The sequence below is a fragment of the Streptomyces sp. NPDC019937 genome (genome assembly GCF_040631655.1).
GTDB lineage: Bacteria > Actinomycetota > Actinomycetes > Streptomycetales > Streptomycetaceae > Streptomyces.
In genome coordinates this window covers 1-19,782 of the sequence record NZ_JBEYAL010000082.1, presented here as the reverse complement: position 1 = coordinate 19,782, position 19,782 = coordinate 1, and the positions used below count along the sequence as shown (strand labels likewise).

At 72.3% G+C, this 19,782-nt stretch carries 18 protein-coding genes; 11 read left to right on the top strand and 7 right to left on the bottom strand.

Going from position 1 to position 19,782, the window contains the following annotated elements; genetic code table 11:
• Positions 1 to 123 precede the first annotated feature (123 nt).
• The gene (locus ABZ562_RS40080; protein WP_361490104.1) at positions 124 to 984 is read right to left on the bottom strand and encodes a SigB/SigF/SigG family RNA polymerase sigma factor; all 861 of its coding nucleotides are present in this window, start codon (positions 982 to 984) and stop codon (positions 124 to 126) included.
• A gap of 234 nt (positions 985 to 1,218) precedes the next feature.
• On the opposite strand from ABZ562_RS40080, the gene ABZ562_RS40075 reads away from it, so the two are divergent.
• The 5 genes from ABZ562_RS40075 to ABZ562_RS40055 all read left to right on the top strand — a co-directional run bounded on the left by ABZ562_RS40075 (position 1,219) and on the right by ABZ562_RS40055 (position 7,967).
• Positions 1,219 to 2,184, top strand: coding sequence for an LLM class F420-dependent oxidoreductase (locus tag ABZ562_RS40075; RefSeq protein WP_361490102.1), 966 nt, complete (start codon positions 1,219 to 1,221; stop codon positions 2,182 to 2,184).
• 85 nt (positions 2,185 to 2,269) lie between these two features.
• Positions 2,270 to 4,102 (top strand): thiamine pyrophosphate-requiring protein, encoded by a 1,833-nt coding sequence (locus tag ABZ562_RS40070; protein ID WP_361490099.1) that lies wholly within the window; start codon positions 2,270 to 2,272, stop codon positions 4,100 to 4,102.
• 13 nt (positions 4,103 to 4,115) lie between these two features.
• A complete protein-coding gene (locus tag ABZ562_RS40065; protein WP_361490097.1) occupies positions 4,116 to 5,207 on the top strand; it encodes an enolase C-terminal domain-like protein in 1,092 nt (363 codons plus the stop codon).
• Between the two features lie 109 nt (positions 5,208 to 5,316).
• A complete protein-coding gene (locus tag ABZ562_RS40060; protein WP_361490109.1) occupies positions 5,317 to 5,859 on the top strand; it encodes a type 1 glutamine amidotransferase domain-containing protein in 543 nt (180 codons plus the stop codon).
• Positions 5,859 to 7,967, top strand: coding sequence for a catalase (locus ABZ562_RS40055; protein ID WP_361490095.1), 2,109 nt, complete (start codon positions 5,859 to 5,861; stop codon positions 7,965 to 7,967). Before ABZ562_RS40060 ends, ABZ562_RS40055 begins: the two co-directional genes overlap by 1 nt.
• A gap of 120 nt (positions 7,968 to 8,087) precedes the next feature.
• Here ABZ562_RS40055 and ABZ562_RS40050 read toward each other — a convergent pair whose 3' ends face one another.
• Complete coding sequence (locus ABZ562_RS40050; protein WP_361490093.1) at positions 8,088 to 8,693, bottom strand: TIGR03086 family metal-binding protein; 606 nt, start codon at positions 8,691 to 8,693, stop codon at positions 8,088 to 8,090.
• Positions 8,694 to 8,919: 226 nt separating this feature from the next.
• Between ABZ562_RS40050 and ABZ562_RS40045 the strand changes: the two genes are divergently transcribed.
• The 5 genes from ABZ562_RS40045 to ABZ562_RS40025 all read left to right on the top strand — a co-directional run bounded on the left by ABZ562_RS40045 (position 8,920) and on the right by ABZ562_RS40025 (position 12,329).
• Positions 8,920 to 10,092: a Vms1/Ankzf1 family peptidyl-tRNA hydrolase gene (locus tag ABZ562_RS40045; RefSeq protein ID WP_361490090.1), complete on the top strand. Its 1,173-nt coding sequence runs from the start codon at positions 8,920 to 8,922 to the stop codon at positions 10,090 to 10,092.
• Between the two features lie 59 nt (positions 10,093 to 10,151).
• Entirely contained in the window at positions 10,152 to 10,535 is a 384-nt protein-coding gene (locus tag ABZ562_RS40040; protein WP_361490087.1) for a DUF2795 domain-containing protein, read from the top strand.
• A 42-nt stretch (positions 10,536 to 10,577) separates the two neighbouring features.
• Positions 10,578 to 10,958 (top strand): CBS domain-containing protein, encoded by a 381-nt coding sequence (locus ABZ562_RS40035; RefSeq protein WP_361490085.1) that lies wholly within the window; start codon positions 10,578 to 10,580, stop codon positions 10,956 to 10,958.
• Positions 10,959 to 11,130: 172 nt separating this feature from the next.
• Complete coding sequence (locus ABZ562_RS40030) at positions 11,131 to 11,943, top strand: class I SAM-dependent methyltransferase (protein WP_361490082.1); 813 nt, start codon at positions 11,131 to 11,133, stop codon at positions 11,941 to 11,943.
• Positions 11,944 to 11,975: 32 nt separating this feature from the next.
• The gene (locus tag ABZ562_RS40025; protein ID WP_361490080.1) at positions 11,976 to 12,329 is read left to right on the top strand and encodes a VOC family protein; all 354 of its coding nucleotides are present in this window, start codon (positions 11,976 to 11,978) and stop codon (positions 12,327 to 12,329) included.
• Positions 12,330 to 12,387: 58 nt separating this feature from the next.
• Here ABZ562_RS40025 and ABZ562_RS40020 read toward each other — a convergent pair whose 3' ends face one another.
• A complete protein-coding gene (locus tag ABZ562_RS40020; protein WP_361490078.1) occupies positions 12,388 to 12,930 on the bottom strand; it encodes a GNAT family protein in 543 nt (180 codons plus the stop codon).
• Between the two features lie 252 nt (positions 12,931 to 13,182).
• On the opposite strand from ABZ562_RS40020, the gene ABZ562_RS40015 reads away from it, so the two are divergent.
• Complete coding sequence (locus ABZ562_RS40015; RefSeq protein WP_361490077.1) at positions 13,183 to 14,547, top strand: MFS transporter; 1,365 nt, start codon at positions 13,183 to 13,185, stop codon at positions 14,545 to 14,547.
• Between the two features lie 39 nt (positions 14,548 to 14,586).
• Here the strand turns inward: ABZ562_RS40015 and ABZ562_RS40010 are convergent, their stop codons facing one another.
• The 4 genes from ABZ562_RS40010 to ABZ562_RS39995 all read right to left on the bottom strand — a co-directional run bounded on the left by ABZ562_RS40010 (position 14,587) and on the right by ABZ562_RS39995 (position 19,619).
• Entirely contained in the window at positions 14,587 to 15,312 is a 726-nt protein-coding gene (locus tag ABZ562_RS40010) for a 4'-phosphopantetheinyl transferase superfamily protein (RefSeq protein WP_361490074.1), read from the bottom strand.
• Between the two features lie 102 nt (positions 15,313 to 15,414).
• A complete protein-coding gene (locus ABZ562_RS40005; protein WP_361490106.1) occupies positions 15,415 to 17,415 on the bottom strand; it encodes a prolyl oligopeptidase family serine peptidase in 2,001 nt (666 codons plus the stop codon).
• Positions 17,416 to 17,437: 22 nt separating this feature from the next.
• On the bottom strand, positions 17,438 to 18,793 hold the full coding sequence (locus ABZ562_RS40000) for a M20/M25/M40 family metallo-hydrolase (protein WP_361490071.1): 1,356 nt from the start codon (positions 18,791 to 18,793) through the stop codon (positions 17,438 to 17,440).
• Positions 18,786 to 19,619 carry a M55 family metallopeptidase gene (locus ABZ562_RS39995; RefSeq protein ID WP_361490069.1) on the bottom strand — a complete coding sequence of 278 codons (834 nt, stop codon included), beginning with the start codon at positions 19,617 to 19,619 and terminating at the stop codon, positions 18,786 to 18,788. The genes ABZ562_RS40000 and ABZ562_RS39995 overlap by 8 nt, the downstream gene beginning before the upstream one ends.
• Positions 19,620 to 19,782 lie beyond the last annotated feature (163 nt).

Below are 19,782 nucleotides of genomic sequence, written 5' to 3'. Positions count from 1 at the left end.
TGCGACGAGCGCGGGGCCGCGAGGTGCCGCCCGCCGCGGCAGCGGCTGATGTCACAGCGGCGTCGGGAGCCCGGCATGATCCACACGACACCCCCCAGGGGGTGTCGGCTGGGCGGGCTCGGGTCAGGCGGCCTGCGCGGGGGCTTCGGCGTTGACTTCCTCGCCCAGGCGCTCACAGGTGCGGCTGATCAGCCGGGACACGTGCATCTGGGAGATGCCCAGCCGGTCGGCGATGCGGCCCTGTGTCTCGTCGCAGAAGAAGCGCAGGTACAGGATGCGCCGTTCGCGTTCGGGCAGGGCACGCAGGCACGGCTTGAGCGCCTCGCGCTGGACGACGCGGTCGTAGGAGGGCTCGGGCGAGCCGAGGGTGTCGATGAGCGCGTATCCGTCCTCGGCGCCGCGCAGTTCGGCGTCCAGGGACAGGGTGCTGTAGCTCTCCAGCGCCTCCATGCCCGCCCGGACGTCCTCCTCGCTCAGCCCGGTGTGCTCGGCGATGTCGGCGACGCCCGGGGTGCGGGAGTCCGGGGAGCGGTTCAGCTCCTGGACCGCCGTACGGACCTGGTTGCGCAGTTCCTGGACCCGGCGCGGGACGTGCAGGCCCCACAGGTGGTCCCGGAAGTGGCGCTTGACCTCGCCGACCACCGTCGGCACGGCGTAGCTCTCGAAGGCGGTGCCGCGGTCCGGGTCGTAGCGCTTGACGGCCTTGACCAGGCCGAGCATGGCGACCTGACGCAGATCGTCCGCGGACTCGCCGCGGTTGCGGAACTGCCCGGCCAGCCGCTCGGCCATCGGCATCCAGGCCCGGACGACGTCCTGGCGCAGGGCCTCCTTCGCCGGGCCCTCCGGCATGGCGGAGATGCGGCGGAACCGGGCGTCGGTGTCGGGGGCGTCGTCGTGCGCATGCCGGCGCTTGCGGGAACGCACCTGCCGGGTGGGGGTCTCCCGGGTGTGCGTCTGGCGGGACTGTGCTCGTACGGCTGTCATGCGGCCGCGCCTCCCTTGGGCTATCGTATGGCACCGTGGGAGCAAACCGGACAAATGGGGCGACCACTCGGGACACGCCTGTCGCAGTTGTCCTGCTCCTGTGGCGTGCCTCCGGTCCGAAGCACTGAAGGTCGCGTGCCCGTCCGAGACCCTGCCAAACAAGGTTTCCCGCTGTGTTTTCTTCCCTGCGCGCCGGTTACCCGTTTCACCGCATCCGCGCACAAGGAGGGTCCGATGACCGAGTACGGCTACTTCCTGGCCGCCGAGGAACACGGTCCCGCCGAGCTGATCGAGCAGGCGCGGATGGCGGAACAGGCGGGGTTCACCTCGCTGTGGATCTCCGACCACTACCACCCCTGGAACCAGGCGCAGGGCCAGAGTTCGTTCGTCTGGTCCGTGATCGGCGCCCTGGCGCAGGCCACTTCGCTGCCCGTGCAGACCGCCGTCACCTGCCCGACGTTCCGCATGCACCCCGCCATCGTCGCCCAGGCGGCCGCCACCAGCGCGGTGCTGCTGGACGGCCGGTTCCGGCTGGGCGTGGGCAGCGGTGAGGCGCTGAACGAGCATGTGCTGGGCGACCGCTGGCCGCCGGCCCCGATCCGGCTGGAGATGCTGGAAGAGGCCGTGATGGTGATGCGCCAGCTGTTCGAGGGGCGCCGGGTCGACCACCACGGCAAGCACTACACGGTGGAGAACGCCCGGCTGTACACGGTCCCCGACGAGCCGGTGCCCATCGACATCGCCGCGTTCGGCGAGGCCGCCTGCGCGCTGGCCGGGCGGGTCGGCGACGGCTTCATCACCATGGGCCCCGACGCGGAACTGGTGGAGCGGTTCCGGCGCGGCAGCGGCGCGAGCGGCAACCACAAGCCCGTACGCGGCGGCCTGAAGGTGTGCTGGGGCCCGGACGCCGACGAGGCGCTGCGCACCGCACACCGGCTGTGGGCGGTCGAGTCGCTGCCCGGCCAGCTGCTGACGACGCTGCCCACCCCGGCCCACTTCGAGCAGGCCGCCGAACTCATCACGCCCGAGCGGATGGCGGAGAGGGTGACCTGCGGCGACGACATCGACGCGCACATCGGCGCGCTGTCCGCCTACGCCGAGGCCGGGTTCGACACCGTCTACGTCAACCAGATCGGCCCCGACCAGCGCGGCTTCTTCGACTTCTACCGCACCAAGGTGCTGCCGCAGCTGGCCGGTTGAGCCCGTCGGGCGCCCCCGGGACCTCGCGGTTCCGCCCCGGGCGATCCGACGCACCCGAGCACCCCCACAGGAGTGAGTGACCGACATGACCATGAAAGTCGCCGACTACGTCCTCGCCCGGCTGCGCGAGTGGGGCGTCGAGCATGTCTACGGGTACCCGGGCGACGGCATCAACGGCCTGCTCGCCGCCTGGGGGCGGGCGGAGAACGAACCCCGGTTCATCCAGGCCCGGCACGAGGAGATGGCCGCGTTCCAGGCCGTCGGCTACGCCAAGTTCAGCGGGCGGCTCGGCGTCTGCACGGCCACCTCGGGGCCGGGCGCCATCCACCTGCTGAACGGGCTGTACGACGCCAAGCTGGACCACGTCCCGGTGGTGGCGCTGGTCGGCCAGACCCACCGCAGCGCGATGGGCGGTTCGTACCAGCAGGAAGTCGACCTGCACAGCCTGTACAAGGACGTCGCCTCCGACTTCCTGGAGACCGTGACCGTCCCCGAGCAGCTGCCCAACGTCCTGGACCGGGCCATCCGCACCGCCTACGCCCGGCGCGCCCCCACCGCCGTGATCATCCCGGCGGACGTCCAGGAGCTGGACTACTCCCCGCCCACCCACGACTTCAAGATGGTGCCCTCCAGCCTGGACCGCAGCGGCTGGTCCGCGGTGCCCTCCCGCAGCTCGCTGGAGCGCGCCGCCGAGGTGCTGAACGCGGGCGACCGGGTCGCCATCCTGGTCGGCCAGGGCGCCGCCGGGGCGCGCGCCGAGGTGCGGGAGGTGGCCGACACGCTCGGCGCGGGCATCGCCAAGGCGCTCCTCGGGCTGGACGTGCTGAGCGACGACCTGCCGTATGTCACCGGGCCCATCGGGCTGCTGGGCACCCGCCCCTCGTACGAGCTGATGCGCGACTGCGACACCCTGCTGACGATCGGCTCCAGCTTCCCGTACACCCAGTTCCTGCCGGAGTTCGGCAAGGTCCGCGCCGTGCAGGTCGACCTCGACCCGCACATGATCGGGATGCGCTACCCGTACGAGGTCAACCTGGTCGGCGACGCGCGCGAGACGCTGCTGCGGCTGCTGCCGATGCTGCGCCGCAAGGAGGCCCGCGGCTGGCAGGAAGAGGTCACCGCGGGCGTACGGCGCTGGCGCGAGGTGATGGAGCAGCGCGCCGAGGTCTCCGCCGACCCCATCAACCCCGAGTACGTGGCCCACTGCCTGAACCCGCTGCTCCCCGACGACGCCATCCTCACCTGCGACTCCGGCTCCGTCGCCAACTGGTACGCCCGCCATGTGCGGATGCGCGGCCGGATGCGCGGCTCGCTGTCCGGCACGCTGGCCACCATGGGCAGCGGCGTGCCGTACGCGATCGGCGCCAAGTTCGCCCAGCCGGACCGGCCCGTGGTGGCCCTCGTCGGGGACGGCGCGATGCAGATGAACGGCATGGCGGAGCTGATCACCGCGGCCAAGTACCGCCACGCGTGGGACGATCCGCGGCTGATCATCGGCGTCTGGAACAACCAGGACCTCAACCAGGTGACCTGGGAGATGCGGGCGATGGGCGGCGCGCCCCAGTTCCTGCCCTCGCAGGAGATCCCCGACGTGTCCTCGGCGCGGTTCGCCGAATCGCTCGGCCTGAAGGGCATCCGGGTGGAGAAGCCCGAACAGGTCGAGCCGGCGTGGCGCGAGGCGCTGGGCGCGGACGGCCCGGTGTGCGTGGAGTTCCTGACCGACCCGGCTGTGCCGCCGATCCCGCCGCACGCCACGTGGGAGCAGATGGAGGCCACGCTCGGATCGATGGTCAAGGGCGACCCGGACCGCACCGGAATGGTGCGCCAGGGGCTGAAGGCGAAGGTGCAGGAGTACCTGCCGCACCGGTCGCACCGGGAGCCGCACCGGGACAAGAAGGCCGACGGCGGCGACGCGTGAGCGCAGGCATCTCGTGAAGATCGAGCGGCTGGACGTCACGGCCTACACGGTGCCGACCGACGCCCCCGAGGCGGACGCCACCCTCGCCTGGGACGAGACCACCGTCGTGGTGGTCGAGGCGCGCAGCGGGACGACCACCGGCCTCGGCTGGACCTACGCACCGGCCGACGCCGGGTCGGTGGTCTGCGACCTGCTGCGCGGCCATGTCCTGGGCCGCTCCCCCATGGACGTCGCGGGGACGAACGAGGCCATGGGCCGGGCCGTGCGCAACGCGGGCCGGCCGGGGCTGGTGTCCTGCGCGATCTCCGCGGTGGACATCGCGCTGTGGGACCTCAAGGCGCGGCTGCTGGAGCTGCCGCTGCCGCAGCTGATCGGCGCGGTGCACGACACCGTGCCGGTCTACGGCTCCGGCGGCTTCACCACGTACCACGACACCCATCTGGCCACCCAGCTGACCGGCTGGGTGCACGGCCAGGGCATCGAACGCGTCAAGATCAAGATCGGTGAGGCCTGGGGCCGGGCCGTCGAACGCGACCTCGCCCGGGTGGGCCACGCGCGCGACGCGATCGGCCCGCACGCCGAGCTGTACGTGGACGCCAACGGCGCGTACAACCGCAAGCAGGCGGTGCGCATGGGCCACGCGCTCGCCGAGCACGGGGTGGGCTGGTTCGAGGAACCGGTCTCCTCCGACGACCTGGAGGGCCTGCGGGTCGTGCGCGACCTGGTGGTCTGCGATGTCGCGGCCGGCGAGTACGGCTACATGCTGCCGTACTTCGCGCGGATGGCCCCGGTCGTGGACTGTCTGCAGGCCGACGCCACCCGCTGCGGCGGGCTCACCGTCTGGCTGCGCGCCGCCGCCCTCGCCGAGGCCACGGGGCTGGAGATCTCCGCGCACTGCGCGCCGCACGCCCACGCGCACGCGGCCGCGTGCGTACCGAACGTGCGCCACCTGGAGTGGTTCCACGACCACGCCCGCATCGAGTCCACCCTCTTCACCGGCGCCCTCGACCCCACCGGCGGCTCGGTGCGGCCAGGGGCGAGCGGCGCGCCGGGACACGGCATGTCCTTCCGCCACGAGACGGCGACGCCGTACCGGGTGCTGTGAACGGTTTCGGCACCGTCCTGCTGGCTACCCGCCGGGCCGACGACGGATGACATGACGCTACGGATGACGAATTCGGATGACGAATGACACCGGAAAGGACGTGAACGCAATGAAGGTCGCCTTCCTCGTCGCCCCCGAAGGCATTGAGCAGGTCGAACTCACCGATCCCTGGCAGGCGGTCCGCGACGCGGGCGGCACGCCCCGGCTGGTGTCCACCGCGTCCGGCCGCGTCCAGGGGTTCCACCACCTCGACAAGGCGGACACCTTCGAGGTCGACCAGACGGTGAAGGACGCCACCGTGGAGGAGTACGACGGCCTGGTGCTGCCCGGCGGGGTCGCCAACCCCGACTTCCTGCGCCTGGACAAGCGGGCCGTCGCCTTCGTCAAGGGCTTCTTCGACGCGGGCAAGCCGGTCGCCGCCATCTGCCACGCGCCCTGGACGCTGGTCGAGGCCGACGTCGTACGCGGGCGCACCCTCACCTCGTGGCCCAGCCTGCGCACCGACATCACCAACGCGGGCGGTGTCTGGGTGGACGAGCAGGTCAAGATCTGCGACGGCGGCCCCAACGTCCTGATCACCAGCCGCAAGCCGGACGATCTCAAGGCGTTCAACGAGGCCTTCGTCGAGGAGTTCGCGAAGGGAGCGGCCTGATGACCACCGAGCAGCCGGACCGCAAGGAGCGGCAGCGCGATGCGCACAAGGCACCCGACCCCGCCGAGGGGCCGCTGACCACCGACCAGGGCGTGGCGGTCGACCACACCGACGACTCGCTCTCGGCGGGCGAGCGAGGCCCCACGCTGATGGAGGACTTCCACTTCCGCGAGAAGCTCACCCACTTCGACCACGAGCGGATCCCGGAGCGGGTGGTGCACGCGCGCGGCGCGGGCGCCTACGGGTACTTCGAGCCGTACGAGTCCTGCGCGGAGTTCACCAAGGCCGCCTTCCTCCAGGACCCGTCCGTGCGCACCCCCGTCTTCGTACGGTTCTCCACCGTGCAGGGGCCGCGCGGCTCGGCCGACACGGTGCGCGACGTACGCGGCTTCGCCACCAAGTTCTACACCTCGGAGGGGAACTACGACCTGGTCGGCAACAACATGCCGGTCTTCTTCATCCAGGACGGCATCAAGTTCCCCGACTTCGTGCACGCGGTCAAACCCGAACCGCACAACGACATCCCGACGGGTGCCTCCGCGCACGACACCCTGTGGGACTTCGTCTCCCTCCAGCCCGAGACCCTGCACATGATGATGTGGCTGATGTCGGACCGGGCGATCCCGCGCAGCTACCGGATGATGCAGGGCTTCGGCGTGCACACCTTCCGGTTCGTGAACGCGAACGGCAAGGGCACGTTCGTGAAGTTCCACTGGAAGCCCAAGCTCGGCGTCCACTCCCTGGTGTGGGACGAGGCCCAGGAGTGCCAGGGCCGGGACCCCGACTTCAACCGGCGCGACCTGTGGGACGCCATCGAGGCGGGCGAGTACCCGGAGTGGGAGCTGGGGGTGCAACTGGTGCCGGAGGAGGACGAGTTCAACTTCGACTTCGACCTGCTCGACGCCACGAAGCTCATCCCGGAGGAGCAGGTGCCGGTACGGCCCATCGGCCGCATGGTCCTGGACCGCAACCCGCACAACTTCTTCGCCGAGACCGAACAGGTCGCCTTCCACACCGCCAACGTCGTACCCGGCATCGACTTCACCAACGACCCGCTGCTCCAGGCCCGTAACTTCTCCTACCTGGACACGCAGCTGATCCGGCTCGGCGGCCCCAACTTCGCCCACCTCCCGGTCAACCAGCCCGTCGCCCCCGTCCGCACCAACCAGCGCGACGGCTACCACCAGAGCACGATCCACACCGGGACGAACTACTCCCCCAACTCGCTGGGCGGCGGCTGCCCCGCCCTCGCCGGGGCGGACGGCTACGCCTACACCCACTACGCGGAGCGCGTCGACGGCGACAAGATCCGCAAGCGCAGCCCCAGCTTCAAGGACTTCTACAGCCAGGCCGCCATGTTCTGGAACAGCATGAGCGACTGGGAGCGCAAGCACATCGTCGACGCCTTCCGCTTCGAGCTGGGCAAGGTCGGCGCGGTGCGGGTGCGGGAGCGTACGGTCGGCGAGCTGGCCCACATCGACTACGGCCTGGCCACCGCGGTCGCCGAGGGCATCGGCGTCGCCAACCCCGCCCCGGTCAACGACAACCACAAGCCCGTCGCCTCCCCCGCCCTCAGCCTGGACAACCTGGGCGGCGACCACTCCATCCGCACCCGCACCGTCGCGGCGCTCGTCACGGACGGCGTGGACGCCGAACAGCTCACCCGGGCCCAGGAGGCGCTGACCGCCGAGGGCGCCGTCGTCGAAGCGCTCGCGGCCCACGACGGCAAGGTGCGCGGCAACGACGGCAACGGCTACGCGGTCGACCGCGCCCTGCCGACCGTCGCCTCCGTCCTGTACGACGCCGTCCTGCTGCCCGGCGGTCCCCCCGGCACCCCCGACCTGGCCTCCGACGAAGCCGCCATGCGCTTCGTCCGCGACGCCTACCGGCACGGCAAGCCGATCGGCGCCCTGGGCTCCGGTGTCGGCCTCCTCACCGCCCTCAACCCCGACGGCCTGCACCTGTCCGCCGCCCACGGCCAGGTCTGCGCCGACCGGGGCGTGGTCACCGATACGACGACGGGCACGGCGAGCGAGGAGTTCACCCGCGCCTTCGCCGAAGCGATAGCCGCCCACCGTCACTGGACCCGCCCCCCGGCCCGCCCCTGACCACACCCCGCGGCGCGTCGGCCCCGCATCCCGAGCCGGGGTGCGGGGCCCGGGGCGCAGGCGCGGTGCGGGGCCCGGGGCGGAGAAGCCCGGCGGGGCCCGGGGCGCGGCCCCGGTTCGCTACGGTTCGCGGCCCAGCAGGGCCAGGAGCTTCGTTTGGGCGTCGGCATTCGGCGGCGGGTCCACCGGGGCCGCGAAGAGGCCGCTCTTCTCCAGGTCCGCCGCGTACGGCGCGACCTCCCGTACGGAGAAGTCGACCAGCGGCTTGGGGAGCCGTTCGTCGGCGCCGATGGCCCGGGCCAGATCCCACGCGTGGACGGTCGCGTCGGCGGTCATCTGGGCGCAGTACTCCGTGGCGGGGCTCGGGCCGTAGGAGAGGGCGACGGTGCGTTCCAGGGCGCCGGGCTCGTGGAAGGCCGTACGGGCGACGGCGGCGACCGCGTCCCAGGTGGCGATGGGGTCGTCGCCGAGCTGGTCGCCGGACAGGACGTCGTCCTCACCGCCGGGGCGCGCGCCCTCGCGGAGCAGCGCCGGGACCCACATCTGCTCGACGGCGAGGTGGTTCACCAGGTCCCGCACGGTCCATTCGGTGCAGGGCGTGGGGTCGTCCCACTGGTCGGGCCGTACGGCGTGCACCCGCTCGGTGAACAGGTCCAGCGCCTCACCGTGTCTGGCCAGCAGCGGATTGTCCGCGGCCGGGCTCGGGTTCGCGGAGGTGTCAGTCATGCGCGCCGGGTACCCGCGCGCGCAGGGGTTAACAAACACGCAGAGGCGCCGGGCACGGGCCCCTGATCTCCCGTGCCCGGCGCCGCCCTCACTCCCTGCGGGCCGCTCGGCCACACGCCGGGTCCCCTGACCCAGGGGCCTCAAACCTCCCGTAAGAATCCGTGTCGATGCCGTGGTGACGGGTACGCGGGAGGGACGAAACACCCGGACCGCCGGGAGGGAGTACATGCGACTCGGATTTCTGAATCCGCTGTTCGAACGCCCAGGCCCCTGGGCAACCGTCTACGTCGACACCTCGCACCCCGACCAGTCCGCGGCCGAGGAGCACGAACGCTCCGCCCGCGAGGCATGCCGCCGACTGGAGCAGCAGGGCGCCGACGCGCGCACGTGCCGTGCGGTGTACGACGAGCTGACGACGGTGACACCGGCCACCGAGCCGGTGGGCCGGGCCGTCTTCGCCTCGCGCGGCGAGGTGGTGCTCGACCCGTCGCTGACGGCGCCGCCCCAGGGCGCGCCGCACGCGTGCTGGTCGGCGCTGCCGCATGTGGGGCCGCTGATGGAGCTGGCGGGGGACGATCCGTCCTGCCTGGTGGCGTACATCGACCGCACGGGCGCGGACTTCGAGCTGCGCGGCGCGCGCGGCGAGAAGGACGTGGGGCAGGTGACCGGGCAGCAGTGGCCGGTGCACCGCACCGCGTCGGCCGACTGGTCGGAGCGCCATTTCCAGCTGCGGACGGAGAACACCTGGGAGCACAACGCGGGGCTGATCGCGGACGAGCTGCGGGCCCGCCAGGAGGAGACGCGGGCCGATCTGGTGCTGCTGGTGGGGGACGCGCGCGAGCGGCGCGCCGTTCACGACCGGCTGCCGGAGCAGCTGCGCCCGAGGGCCGCGGAGAGCGAGCACGGCGGCCGGGCCGCCGGTTCGGCCTCGCCCGGTACGCACGCCGCCCGCCTGCTGGACCGCGACGTGGACGAGGTGCGGGCCCGGCACGTGCACGACCGCACCGAGGAGGCGATGGAGCGGTTCCGGGCGGGCCGCGTGCCCACGGACGGCCGCGTGACGGCGGCGGAAGGCGTTCCGGCGCTGGTCGACGCGGCGCGCGAGCACCGCATCGGCACGCTGCTGATCCGGCCGGACGGCACCGATCTGTACCGCGAGGTATGGGCGGGGGCCGAGCCGGACCAGGTGGCGATGCGCCGTACCGACCTGCAGTACCTGGGCGACGCCCGGCCGGTCGCGGTGCGCGCGGACGACGCGCTGATCCGTTCGGCCGCGGCCACCGGCGCCGAGGTGCTGACGGTGCCGCCGGGCAACGGCGGGGAGGAGGCGAACGGCGCCCCGGTCGGGGGACTGGGCGCACTGCTGCGCTGGCCGTACGAGGGCGGCGCGACGCAGTGAACTCTCGGGGACATGACCATCCCACGAGCACTACGGACCCATGAAGGAAGGGGACCGACATGCAGCGAGGCAGCGACCGGCTGAGCGTTCACCGGGACGAGGAGATGAAGCAGGAGCTTCAGGGCCTGATCCGTTCCGGCCATCCGACCCGGGTCGAGGAGTGGCACGACCCGGAGCCCGCCGCCGATGACGACCCGGAGGTGACGACCGGTCCGGTGCCGTCGCCGGGGACGATCGGCGAGGCGGAGGCGCTCCGCTTCGAGTTCGCCCGCCATCTGGGCCGCACCACGTTCCCGGCGGAACGGAGCGCCGTGCTGCGCGTGCTGCACGAGCGGCACGCACCGGACCGGCTGATCGCCCTGGCCCAGGAGCTGCCCGCCCACGAGACGTTCCGCACCGTGCAGGAGGTGGTCTCCGCGCTGGGCCTGCGCCCCGAGGCGTAGGGTCCGCCCGTCCCACGCGGGACCCCGAAGAAGGCGAGCGAGATGCCGCAGTACGTGAAAGACGTCATGACGCCCACGGTCACCTGGGTGCGTCCCGATGCCTCGCTGGTGGAAGCGGCGCAGCTGATGCGCGCGCAGGACATCGGCGGGGTGTTCGTGGCGCTCCACGGTGAGCTGCTGGGCGTGCTCACCGACCGCGACATCACGCTGCGCGCGGTCGCGGAGGGCGTCGATCCGCTGACGGTCAGCTGCCATCTGATGTGCACCCCGGACCCGGTGACCATCGGCCCCGACCAGGAGGTCACCGAGGCGGCCGCGCTGATGCGACGGCATGAGGTGCGGCGACTGCCGGTGGTCCGGTCGGGCCGCCCGGTGGGCGTGGTGAGCATGCGGGATCTGGAGCGGGGACGGGCACCCACCTGAGGGTGGGACCGGACGCCAAGAGGGCGGCGGAGAGCGGCGGTTGCCGCTTCCCGCCGCCCTCTTTCACACCTCCTGACGTCCACATGGCAAGACAACTCTTCTCGTCATGCGAGATGGCGGCGTACGGTGGTGATCGCTTCCGATCGCGGTCGACTCGATGAGGAGTTCCGTCATGCCGAACGACGCCGTCTACACCCACGGACACCACGAGTCGGTGCTGCGCTCGCACACCTGGCGCACGGCCGCCAACTCCGCGGCCTATCTGACCGGCCATCTGGAACCCCATATGCGGATCCTGGACATCGGCTGCGGCCCCGGCACCATCACCGCCGACCTGGCCGAGCTGGTGCCCCGGGGCGAGGTCGTCGGCGTCGACGCGGAGCCCGCCGTCCTGGAGCGGGCCGCGCGGACGGCCGACGAGCGCGGGCGGGCCAATCTCCGCTTCGCGGTCGCCGACATCCACGATCTGGACTTCCCCGACGACTCCTTCCACGTCGTCCACGCCCACCAAGTGCTCCAGCACGTCGGCGACCCGGTGCGGGCGCTGCGCGAGATGCGACGGGTGTGCGCGCCGGGCGGCATCGTCGCGGCCCGCGACAGCGACTACGCCGCCATGACCTGGCATCCGCGGGTGCCCGGGATGGACGCCTGGCTGGACCTCTACCGCCGGGTCGCCCGGGCCAACGGCGGCGAGCCGGACGCGGGGCGCCGGCTGCGGTCCTGGGCCCTGGCGGCGGGCTTCGACGGCGCCGCCATCACCTCCTCCGCTAGCGCGTGGTGCTACGCCACCCCCGAGGAGCGGGCGTGGTGGAGCGGGCTGTGGGCGGACCGTACGGTCGCGTCCTCGTACGCCCGGCGCGCGGTGGAGGGCGGCCATGCCACGGAGGCGGAGCTGCGGGGCATCGCGGACGCCTGGCGCGAGTGGGGCGGCCGGGACGACGGCTGGTTCGCCGTCCTGCACGGTGAGCTGCTGTGCCGCGTCTGACGTGCGGTTGAGGTTCAACTAGGCTCGCCCGCATGGACATCATGGGGACTTCACTGCGGGTCTGCGTCGACGATCTGGACTCCGCCATCAGCGTCTACGAACGGCTCACCGGCGCCGAGGCGTCCCGCTTCCAGCGCGGCGGCGTCTCGGTCGCGGCGGTCGGCTGTTTCTTCCTGATGAGCGGCCCGGAGTCGGAGATGGAGATCCTCCGCAAGATCACGGCGACGATCGCGGTGAAGGACGTGGACGAGGCGATCTCCGACCTGACGGCGGTCGGCGCGCAGATCGTCGCGGGCCCGATCCCCGCCCCCACCGGCCGCATGCTGGTGGCCCGTCACCCGGACGGTTCGATCTTCGAGTACGTGGACCGCAACCCCGGCGCCTGACAGCGCACCCGACCGGCCGGCGGGGGCGCCTGTCCCGGCGCTCCCGCCGACCGGGTGATTACGCGGGCCCCAGCATGTCGCTGGTCATGGCCCAGCGGTCATGGTCGCGCCACGCGCCCTCGATGTAGAGGAAGTCGGGCGAGAAGCCCTCCAGCCGGAAGCCGAGCCGCTTGACGAGCGCGGTCGACGCCTCGTTGCCGGGCTGGATGTTGATTTCGATCCGGTGCAGCCCGAGCGGCCCGAAGGCCTGCCGCAGCACCAGTTCCAGCCCCTCGGACATGTAGCCGCGCCCGGCGGCGGGCGGGAAGGCGCCGTAGCCGATCGAACCGCACTGGAACGCGCCGCGCACGATGTTGTTGATGTTGATGAATCCGGCGAGCGCGCCGGTCTCCCGTACGCAGACCAGGTAGCCGCGCCGGTCCCCCCGCTCCAGTTGGGTGATGAAGCCCTCGTAGGCCTCGTCGGTCGTGGGCATGGTCAGCCAGGGGCGGTGGAAGGCGATGTTTTCCCGCGCGAGCCGGACGAATTCGGGGCCGTCCTCACGCCGATGGGGCCGGATGGCCGCGCGGGCTCCCTCGGCGAGATACGCATGATCAGGCATTGGCCAATGATCGTACGGAGGCCCGTCCTACGCCACCGCCTTCGATGACGCCAGGCCCATCGGGTCACATCCATGAACACCCTCCGCGAAGGACCCTCTTGGCTCTTCAGGTCCGACGGAGACCTCAACACCAGGTCAGCGCTGCGGAATAAGTGCTTCATAGGTCATTGACCGAGTGCATGCAGAACCGTATGGTCCTGCGCACCACTCGTTGACTGTTCACAGGGATGAACATATCGCCAGGAGAGCACCATGGCACAGCAGGGTCCCCCCGGCCAGGACGCGGCGCCCGCCCCGGAGCTGGTCGACCGGGCGGTGAGCAAGTTCTTGCGGCGCGTCATGCCGATGCTGGTGTTGATGCTGGTCGTCAATCAGATGGACCGCACCAACGTCGGGTTCGTGCAGGACGACCTCAGTGCCGACATCGGAGTCGGCGCCGCCGCCTACGGCTTGGGCGCCGGGCTGTTCTTCATCAGCTACGCCATCTTCGAAGTGCCGAGCAACATGCTCATGGAGCGCTTCGGCGCCCGCGTCTGGCTCACCCGCATCATGATCAGCTGGGGAGCGGTGACGCTCGCCATGTGCTTCATGCACGGCGCCACCTCCTTCTACGTGCTGCGCTTCCTGCTCGGCATCGCGGAGGCGGGGTTCTTCCCGGGCGTCATGTACTACATGACCACCTGGCTGCCCGACTCCTACCGGGGCAAGGCCAGCGCCATCTTCCTCGGCGGCTCCGCGACCGCGTACATCGTCACCGGCCCGATCAGCGGCGCGTTCCTCGAAATGCACGGCATCGGCGGCTTCGCGGGCTGGCGCTGGATGTTCGCCATGGAGGGCGCCATCTCGATCGCGGTGGGCCTCGTCGCCGCGTTCTTCCTCGTCTCCCGGATCGGCGACGCCCGCTGGCTCACGCCCGAGGAGCGCACGGCCCTGAGCGCGGCGCTCGAACGCGACCGGGAGACCCGCAGCCGCGAACCCAAGGTGTCCCGGTGGCGTCTGGTGCTCCACCCGCAGGTCGCGCTGCTCACCCTCGTCTTCTTCGCCATGGCGCTGACCGGCTACGCCATCACCTTCTGGCTGCCGAGCCTGGTCGACGACATCGGCGGTCTTTCGCCCTTCCAGATCGGCCTGCTCTCGGCCATTCCGTGGATCTGCGCGGTCATCGCCATGTACACCATGAGCCGCTACACCGACCGCATGCCGGACCGGCGCCCCTACCTCGCCATCGTGCTGGTGCTCTCGGCCGTCGGCACCTTCCTCGCCACCCTCGGCTCCCCGTGGTTCGGGCTCGCGGCCCTCACCCTGGCCGCCGTCGGCAGCAAGTGCGGCGCCAACCTCTTCTGGCCGCTGGCCCAGTCCAGCCTCGACCTCAAGGTCACGGCCTCCGGGCTCGCCGTGATCAACTCCCTCGGCAACCTGGGAGGGTTCGTCGCCCCGACCCTCTTCGGCTACCTGGAGGAGACCACGGGCAGCACCAACGGCGGGCTCTACTCGCTCTCCGCCGCCTCCCTGGTCGCCGTCATCGGGGTCTACCTGCTGCGCCGCCCGGCGGCCGGGACCGGGACCGCTGCCGGCACCGAGACCCCCGCCCCGGCGCCCGCGCCCTCCGCGACCTGACCATCCGCGACTGACCCTCCGGGGTGACCCCGGCCCGGGCTATCCGGCCCGGCCGGGACCGCGCAGGGCCATGGCCGCCGCGTAACCGGACTCCACGGGGACGTCGATCAGCGCCCACGGGCCCACCGGCACCGGCTCCCGGCCGGTGCCGACGTAGTCCTGCGCCGGGTCCTGGGACAGCCCGGTGCCGATGCCCTTGAGATACGCCTCCTTGCGCGTCCAGCAGCGGCCGAAGGCGGCGGGACGGTCCGCGGTCGGCAGCGCGTCCAGCTCGGCGCGCTCCCTGGGGTGGAGGCTCTGGGCCACCTGGTCCACCACGGAGGCCGGCTGCAGCTTCTCCACATCGGCCCCGACCGGAGTCCCGGCGAAGGCGAAGAGCACCAGGTCACCGGCGTGCGACATATTGAAGTGGAACGGGGAGCCGACCACCGCGGGGCGGCCGTGCGGACCACCGCAGCCGGGGCAGTCCTCGCGGGTGAACGGAACGGCCGCCGGGTCCACGCCCAGATAGCCGCCGAGCAGCTGCCGCAGCCCCATGTGGGCCGCCGTGTACCGCTCCCGGTCCTCGGCGCGCAGGAACCTCCCGGCCCGCTCCAGCTCCTCGGCGTCGAGGATCTTGCCGGGTGCGGCGGCGTCCAGACCGGCGGTGTACGCCGAGACGCTGAGCAGCCAGGTCTCGGGCTCGCCGCCCTGCGGCCACCCACCGGCCAGGGCGGTGGGCAGCGGCTCACGGCCGACGAGGCGCGGGGCCCGTGCGGTGGTCAACTGGTCCCTCCGATACGAATGATGGCGAAACAGCTCGCATGGCGGATCGTGGCGCTGGCGCTCACGCTACCGCTCCCCCGCTGCCGATGCCCCACAGAGCGCTCATCTCCGCAGCTCCAGCGCGGGCACCCCCGCCTCCGGGAGGCCGAAAACCCGGGCGTACAGGGACAGTTCGGCCTCCAGGGCGCGGACCATGGTGCCGGCGCGGCGGAAGCCGTGGCCCTCGCCCTCGAAGGTGAGATACGCGTGCGGCACCCCGCGCCCCGCCATCGCCGCCAGGAACCGCTCGCACTGCGCGGGCGGGCAGATCGTGTCGTCCAGCCCCTGGAGCAGCAGGAACGGCGCGGTGATCCGGTCGGCCCGGTGCAGCGGGGAACGCTCCCGGTAGCGGTCCGGGACCTCGGCGACCGGGCCGATCAGCGATTCGGCGTACCGGGATTCAAAGTCATGGGTCTCGCCGGTGACCCAGGCGGCGGGGTCGAGGATCGGGTAGATGACCGTGCCGCACGCGTACAGCCCGGTGGCGGTGAGCGACACCGCCGCCGTCCAGCCGCCCGCGCTGCCCCCGCGGATCGCCAGCCGGGCCCGGTCGGCGACGCCCTCGTCGGCGAGCGCCGCGGCGACGGCGGCGCAGTCCTCGACGTCGGCCACGCCCCACCGCTCGCGCAGCCGGTCGCGGTAGGCGCGGCCGTAGCCGGTGGACCCGCCGTAGTTGACCTCGACGACGCCGATGCCGCGCGAGGTGAAGTACGCGATCTGCAGATCGAGGACGAGCGGTGCCCGCCCGGTGGGCCCGCCGTGCGCCCACACCACGTAGGGCGGCAGCTCGCCGGGCGGCGCGGTGCGGCCGGGGTTGTGGGGCGGGTAGAGGTGGGCGTGGATCTCGCGGCCGTCCGCGCCGGTGAAGGTGCGGACCCGCGGCCGCGGGTAGTACGCGGGGTCGACGGGGTCGGTGTGGGCGCTGCCGATGACGCGGGCGTGGCCGGTGCGGGTGTCCAGCTCCACGACCTCGTGCCCGCTGCGCGGGCTCGCGGCGACGCCGACGACCCGGGTGCCGTCCACGGCGAGCGTCGGCTCCCACTCGGTCCACGGCCCGGCGACATCGGCCAGCTCACCGGTCTCGGGGTCGAGGATCCCGAGCGTCTGGGCGCCCCGCCCGTGCAGTACGGCGACGAGCCCGCCGTCCAGCGGCGCGAACCAGCGGTGCCCGAGCTTCCACAACGGCCCCCCGAACTCCTCCTGGCGGGGGCACAGGGTGCTGCTCGCGAAGGCGTCGCCGCCCGCCGTGGCCGGGTCGATCCGGTTCAGGTTCCACCAGCCGCCGAGGTCCGAGACGAACAGCAAGGAGCCGTCGGTCGCCCACTCGGCCTGCGCCACCGATTCATCGGTGCCCCCCACGAGCGGCCGCACCCCGGTGAACGGGCCGTCGTCCGCCACCTCGGCGACCATCACCACCGTGCCGTCCCACGGCATCCGCGGGTGGTCCCAGGCGATCCACGCGACGCGGCGGCCGTCCGGTGCGAGCCGGGGGCCGGTGACGAAGTCATGGCGGGCGTCGGTGAGTTCGCGCAACCGAGTGCGGTCCTCGGCGGCCGAGCCGTCCAGCGGTACGGCGGCGATCACGCGCCGCACGTCGGTCGGCCGCCCGCCCGTGGACTCCTCCAGGACGCACCACACCTCGCCGCGGTCGGGGTGGAGCCGGAGGTCCGCCCAGCGCAGGCCCTCGCCCACCTCCGACACCGGGGTCAGCGGGCGCGGCGGGGCGCCCGCCGGGGTGTCCGGCTCGTACGCGTACAGCCGCTGGTCGGCGAAGTGGACGAACACCACCAGCGGGCCGCCGGCCGGGCGCGGCGCCGCGGCCCAGGGGGTGCCGCCGTACCCCATGACCGTGCTGCGCGCGTTCCACGGCGGGGGCAGCACCGGCTCCTCGGTGCCGTCGGCCCGCAGCCGCACCAGCGCGCGGCGGCCGCCCTCGGCGGGGCGGGGCGCGGTCCACCACACCTCGGGCCCGACCGTGCCCACGTACTCGGGGTGGCCGTCGCGGGAGGCGGCGAGGGCGGCGTCGACCGGGGAGGGCCAGGTCCCGTACGGGGCCGTGGCCATGACGACCTGCTGCGCCACCGGCTCACGCCCTCCGCAGGAAGTGGTCGAGCACCCGGACGCCGAAGTGCAGGGCGTCGACCGGCACCCGCTCGTCCACGCCGTGGTAGAGCGCCTGGTAGTCGAAGCCCTCGGGCAGCCGCAGCGGCGAGAAGCCGTATCCGCGGATGCCGAGCCGGGAGAACTGCTTGGCGTCGGTGCCGCCCGACATGCAGTACGGCACGGCGTGGCCGCCCGGGTCGAAGCGCTGGACGGCGGCGCGCATCGCCTCGTACGTGGGTGCCTCGGGCCCGACCGGGGCCTGCAGCGGGACCTCGCGGTGGTGGAACTCCCAGTCGACGTCCGGGCCGGTGAGCCGGTCGAGGGTGTCCCGGAACTCGTCCTCGCCGCCGGGCAGCATCCGCCCGTCGACATAGGCGGTGGCGCTGCCCGGAATCACATTGATCTTGTAACCGGCCTCCAGGACCGTCGGGTTGGCGCTGTTGCGCACGGTCGGCTCGATGAGGGCGGCGGCCGGGCCCAGCTTGGCGAGCAGTTCGTCGACGTCGAAGCCGGGCGCGTCCACGTCGGCCGGGATGTCCTGCAGCGCGGCGATCTCGGTGAGCGCCGCCTTGACGGTGGGCGTCAGCCGGACCGGCCAGCGGTGGTCGCCGATGCGGGCGACGGCGGCGGCCAGCCGGCTGACCGCGTTGGCCCGGTTGACCTTCGAACCGTGTCCGGCCCGGCCGTGCGCGGTGAGCTTCAGCCAGGCCGTGCCGCGCTCCCCCGCCGCGATGGGGTAGAGCCGCAGCCCGGGCCCGGCGTGGAAGGTGAAGGCGCCGGATTCGCTGATGCCCTCGGTACAGCCCTCGAACAGCTCCGGGTGCTGGTCGGCGAGGTAACCGGAGCCCCAGGCGGCGCTGTCCTCCTCGTCGGCGGTGAAGGCCAGCACGATGTCCCGGCGGGGCCGCGCCCCGGCCCGCGCCCAGGCCCGGACGACGGCGAGGACCATCGCGTCCATGTTCTTCATGTCGATGGCGCCCCGGCCCCACACCACCCCGTCACGGACCTCACCGGAGAAGGGGTGCACGGTCCAGTCGGCGGGCTCGGCCGGCACCACGTCCAGATGGCCGTGGACGAGCAGCGCGGGCGCGGCCGGATCGGTGCCCTCGATCCGGGCGACCACATTGGTGCGCCCCGGCGACCGCTCCAGCAGCGTGGGGTCGATGTCGACGTCGCTGAGCATCTCCGCCACGTACTCGGCGGCCGGGCGCTCCGAGCACTCCCCGCCGCCGCGGTTGGTGGTGTCGATGGCGATCAGCTCGGAGGTGAACCGCACCACCTCCTCCAGTGCCTGGGCGTCGATCGGGTCGTGCGCCTCCGGGCGGGCCGTGTCAGCCATAGTGCTCCTCCACCGCGGCCGATACGACCGTCGTGACCGCCTTGAAGCAGCGGATCCCCTCGTACATGGTCGGTGAGGTGTAGGCGACGCGCCGCTCGCCGCTGCGCTCCACGCCCGGTACGACGCTCGCCGCCCCCACCAGATGCTCGGCGTCGAATTCCAGCTCGATCGTGAACGGGCCCCGGTGCGGGGGTTCGTGGCGCACCGCCAGCTCGGTGGCCTCCCGCGCCGCCTGGCGGATGTCCGCGGCGGTGCGGGCGGGGGTGCGGCACACCGCCGCATACCGCGAGACGTAGTCCTTGACGGCGACACACCGGGCGTCCGGCGCATAGCCCTTGGCGTCCTCGCAGGTCTTGTCGTCGCCGGTGACCAGCACCACCGGCACGCCGTATTCGGCGGCCACGAGCGCGTTGAGCAGGCCCTCACTGGCCCGGGCGCCGTTCGCCCAGACGCCGGTCACGGAGTTGGGCAGGTAGGTGTGGGCGAGCACGCCCTTGGTGCCCGCGCCGGTGTGATAGCCGATGAACGCCACCCCGTCCACATCGCCGTGCTGCACCCCCTCGACCATGCTCAGGGTCTTGTGCCGCCCGGTGATCATCTGCGCCCGCTGGTCCAGCTTCTCCAGCAGCAGATTGCGCATGGACGAGTGCGCCTCGTTGATGAGGACCTCATCGGCACCGCCGTCGAAGAACCCCTGCACCGCCGCGTTCACATCCGAGGTGAACGGATGCCGGAAGCGCTCCCACTGCGGGGTGCCGGGCAGGACGTCACCCGGCCAGGTCACACCGGTGGCACCCTCCATGTCGGCGCTGATGAGGATCTTCATGGTTCGTTACGTTACGCGCTGCACGGGGACCGAACCACCCCTGTGGATAACCCCTCTAGGGGGTGTCTTGTGGATCAGGCCGGATCAGCGAGCGGCGTCTGGTGCGGTGCATCGCAACCCGCGTGAGGAGAGCGCAGCGGCGCTGCGTGCGACGAGCGCGGGG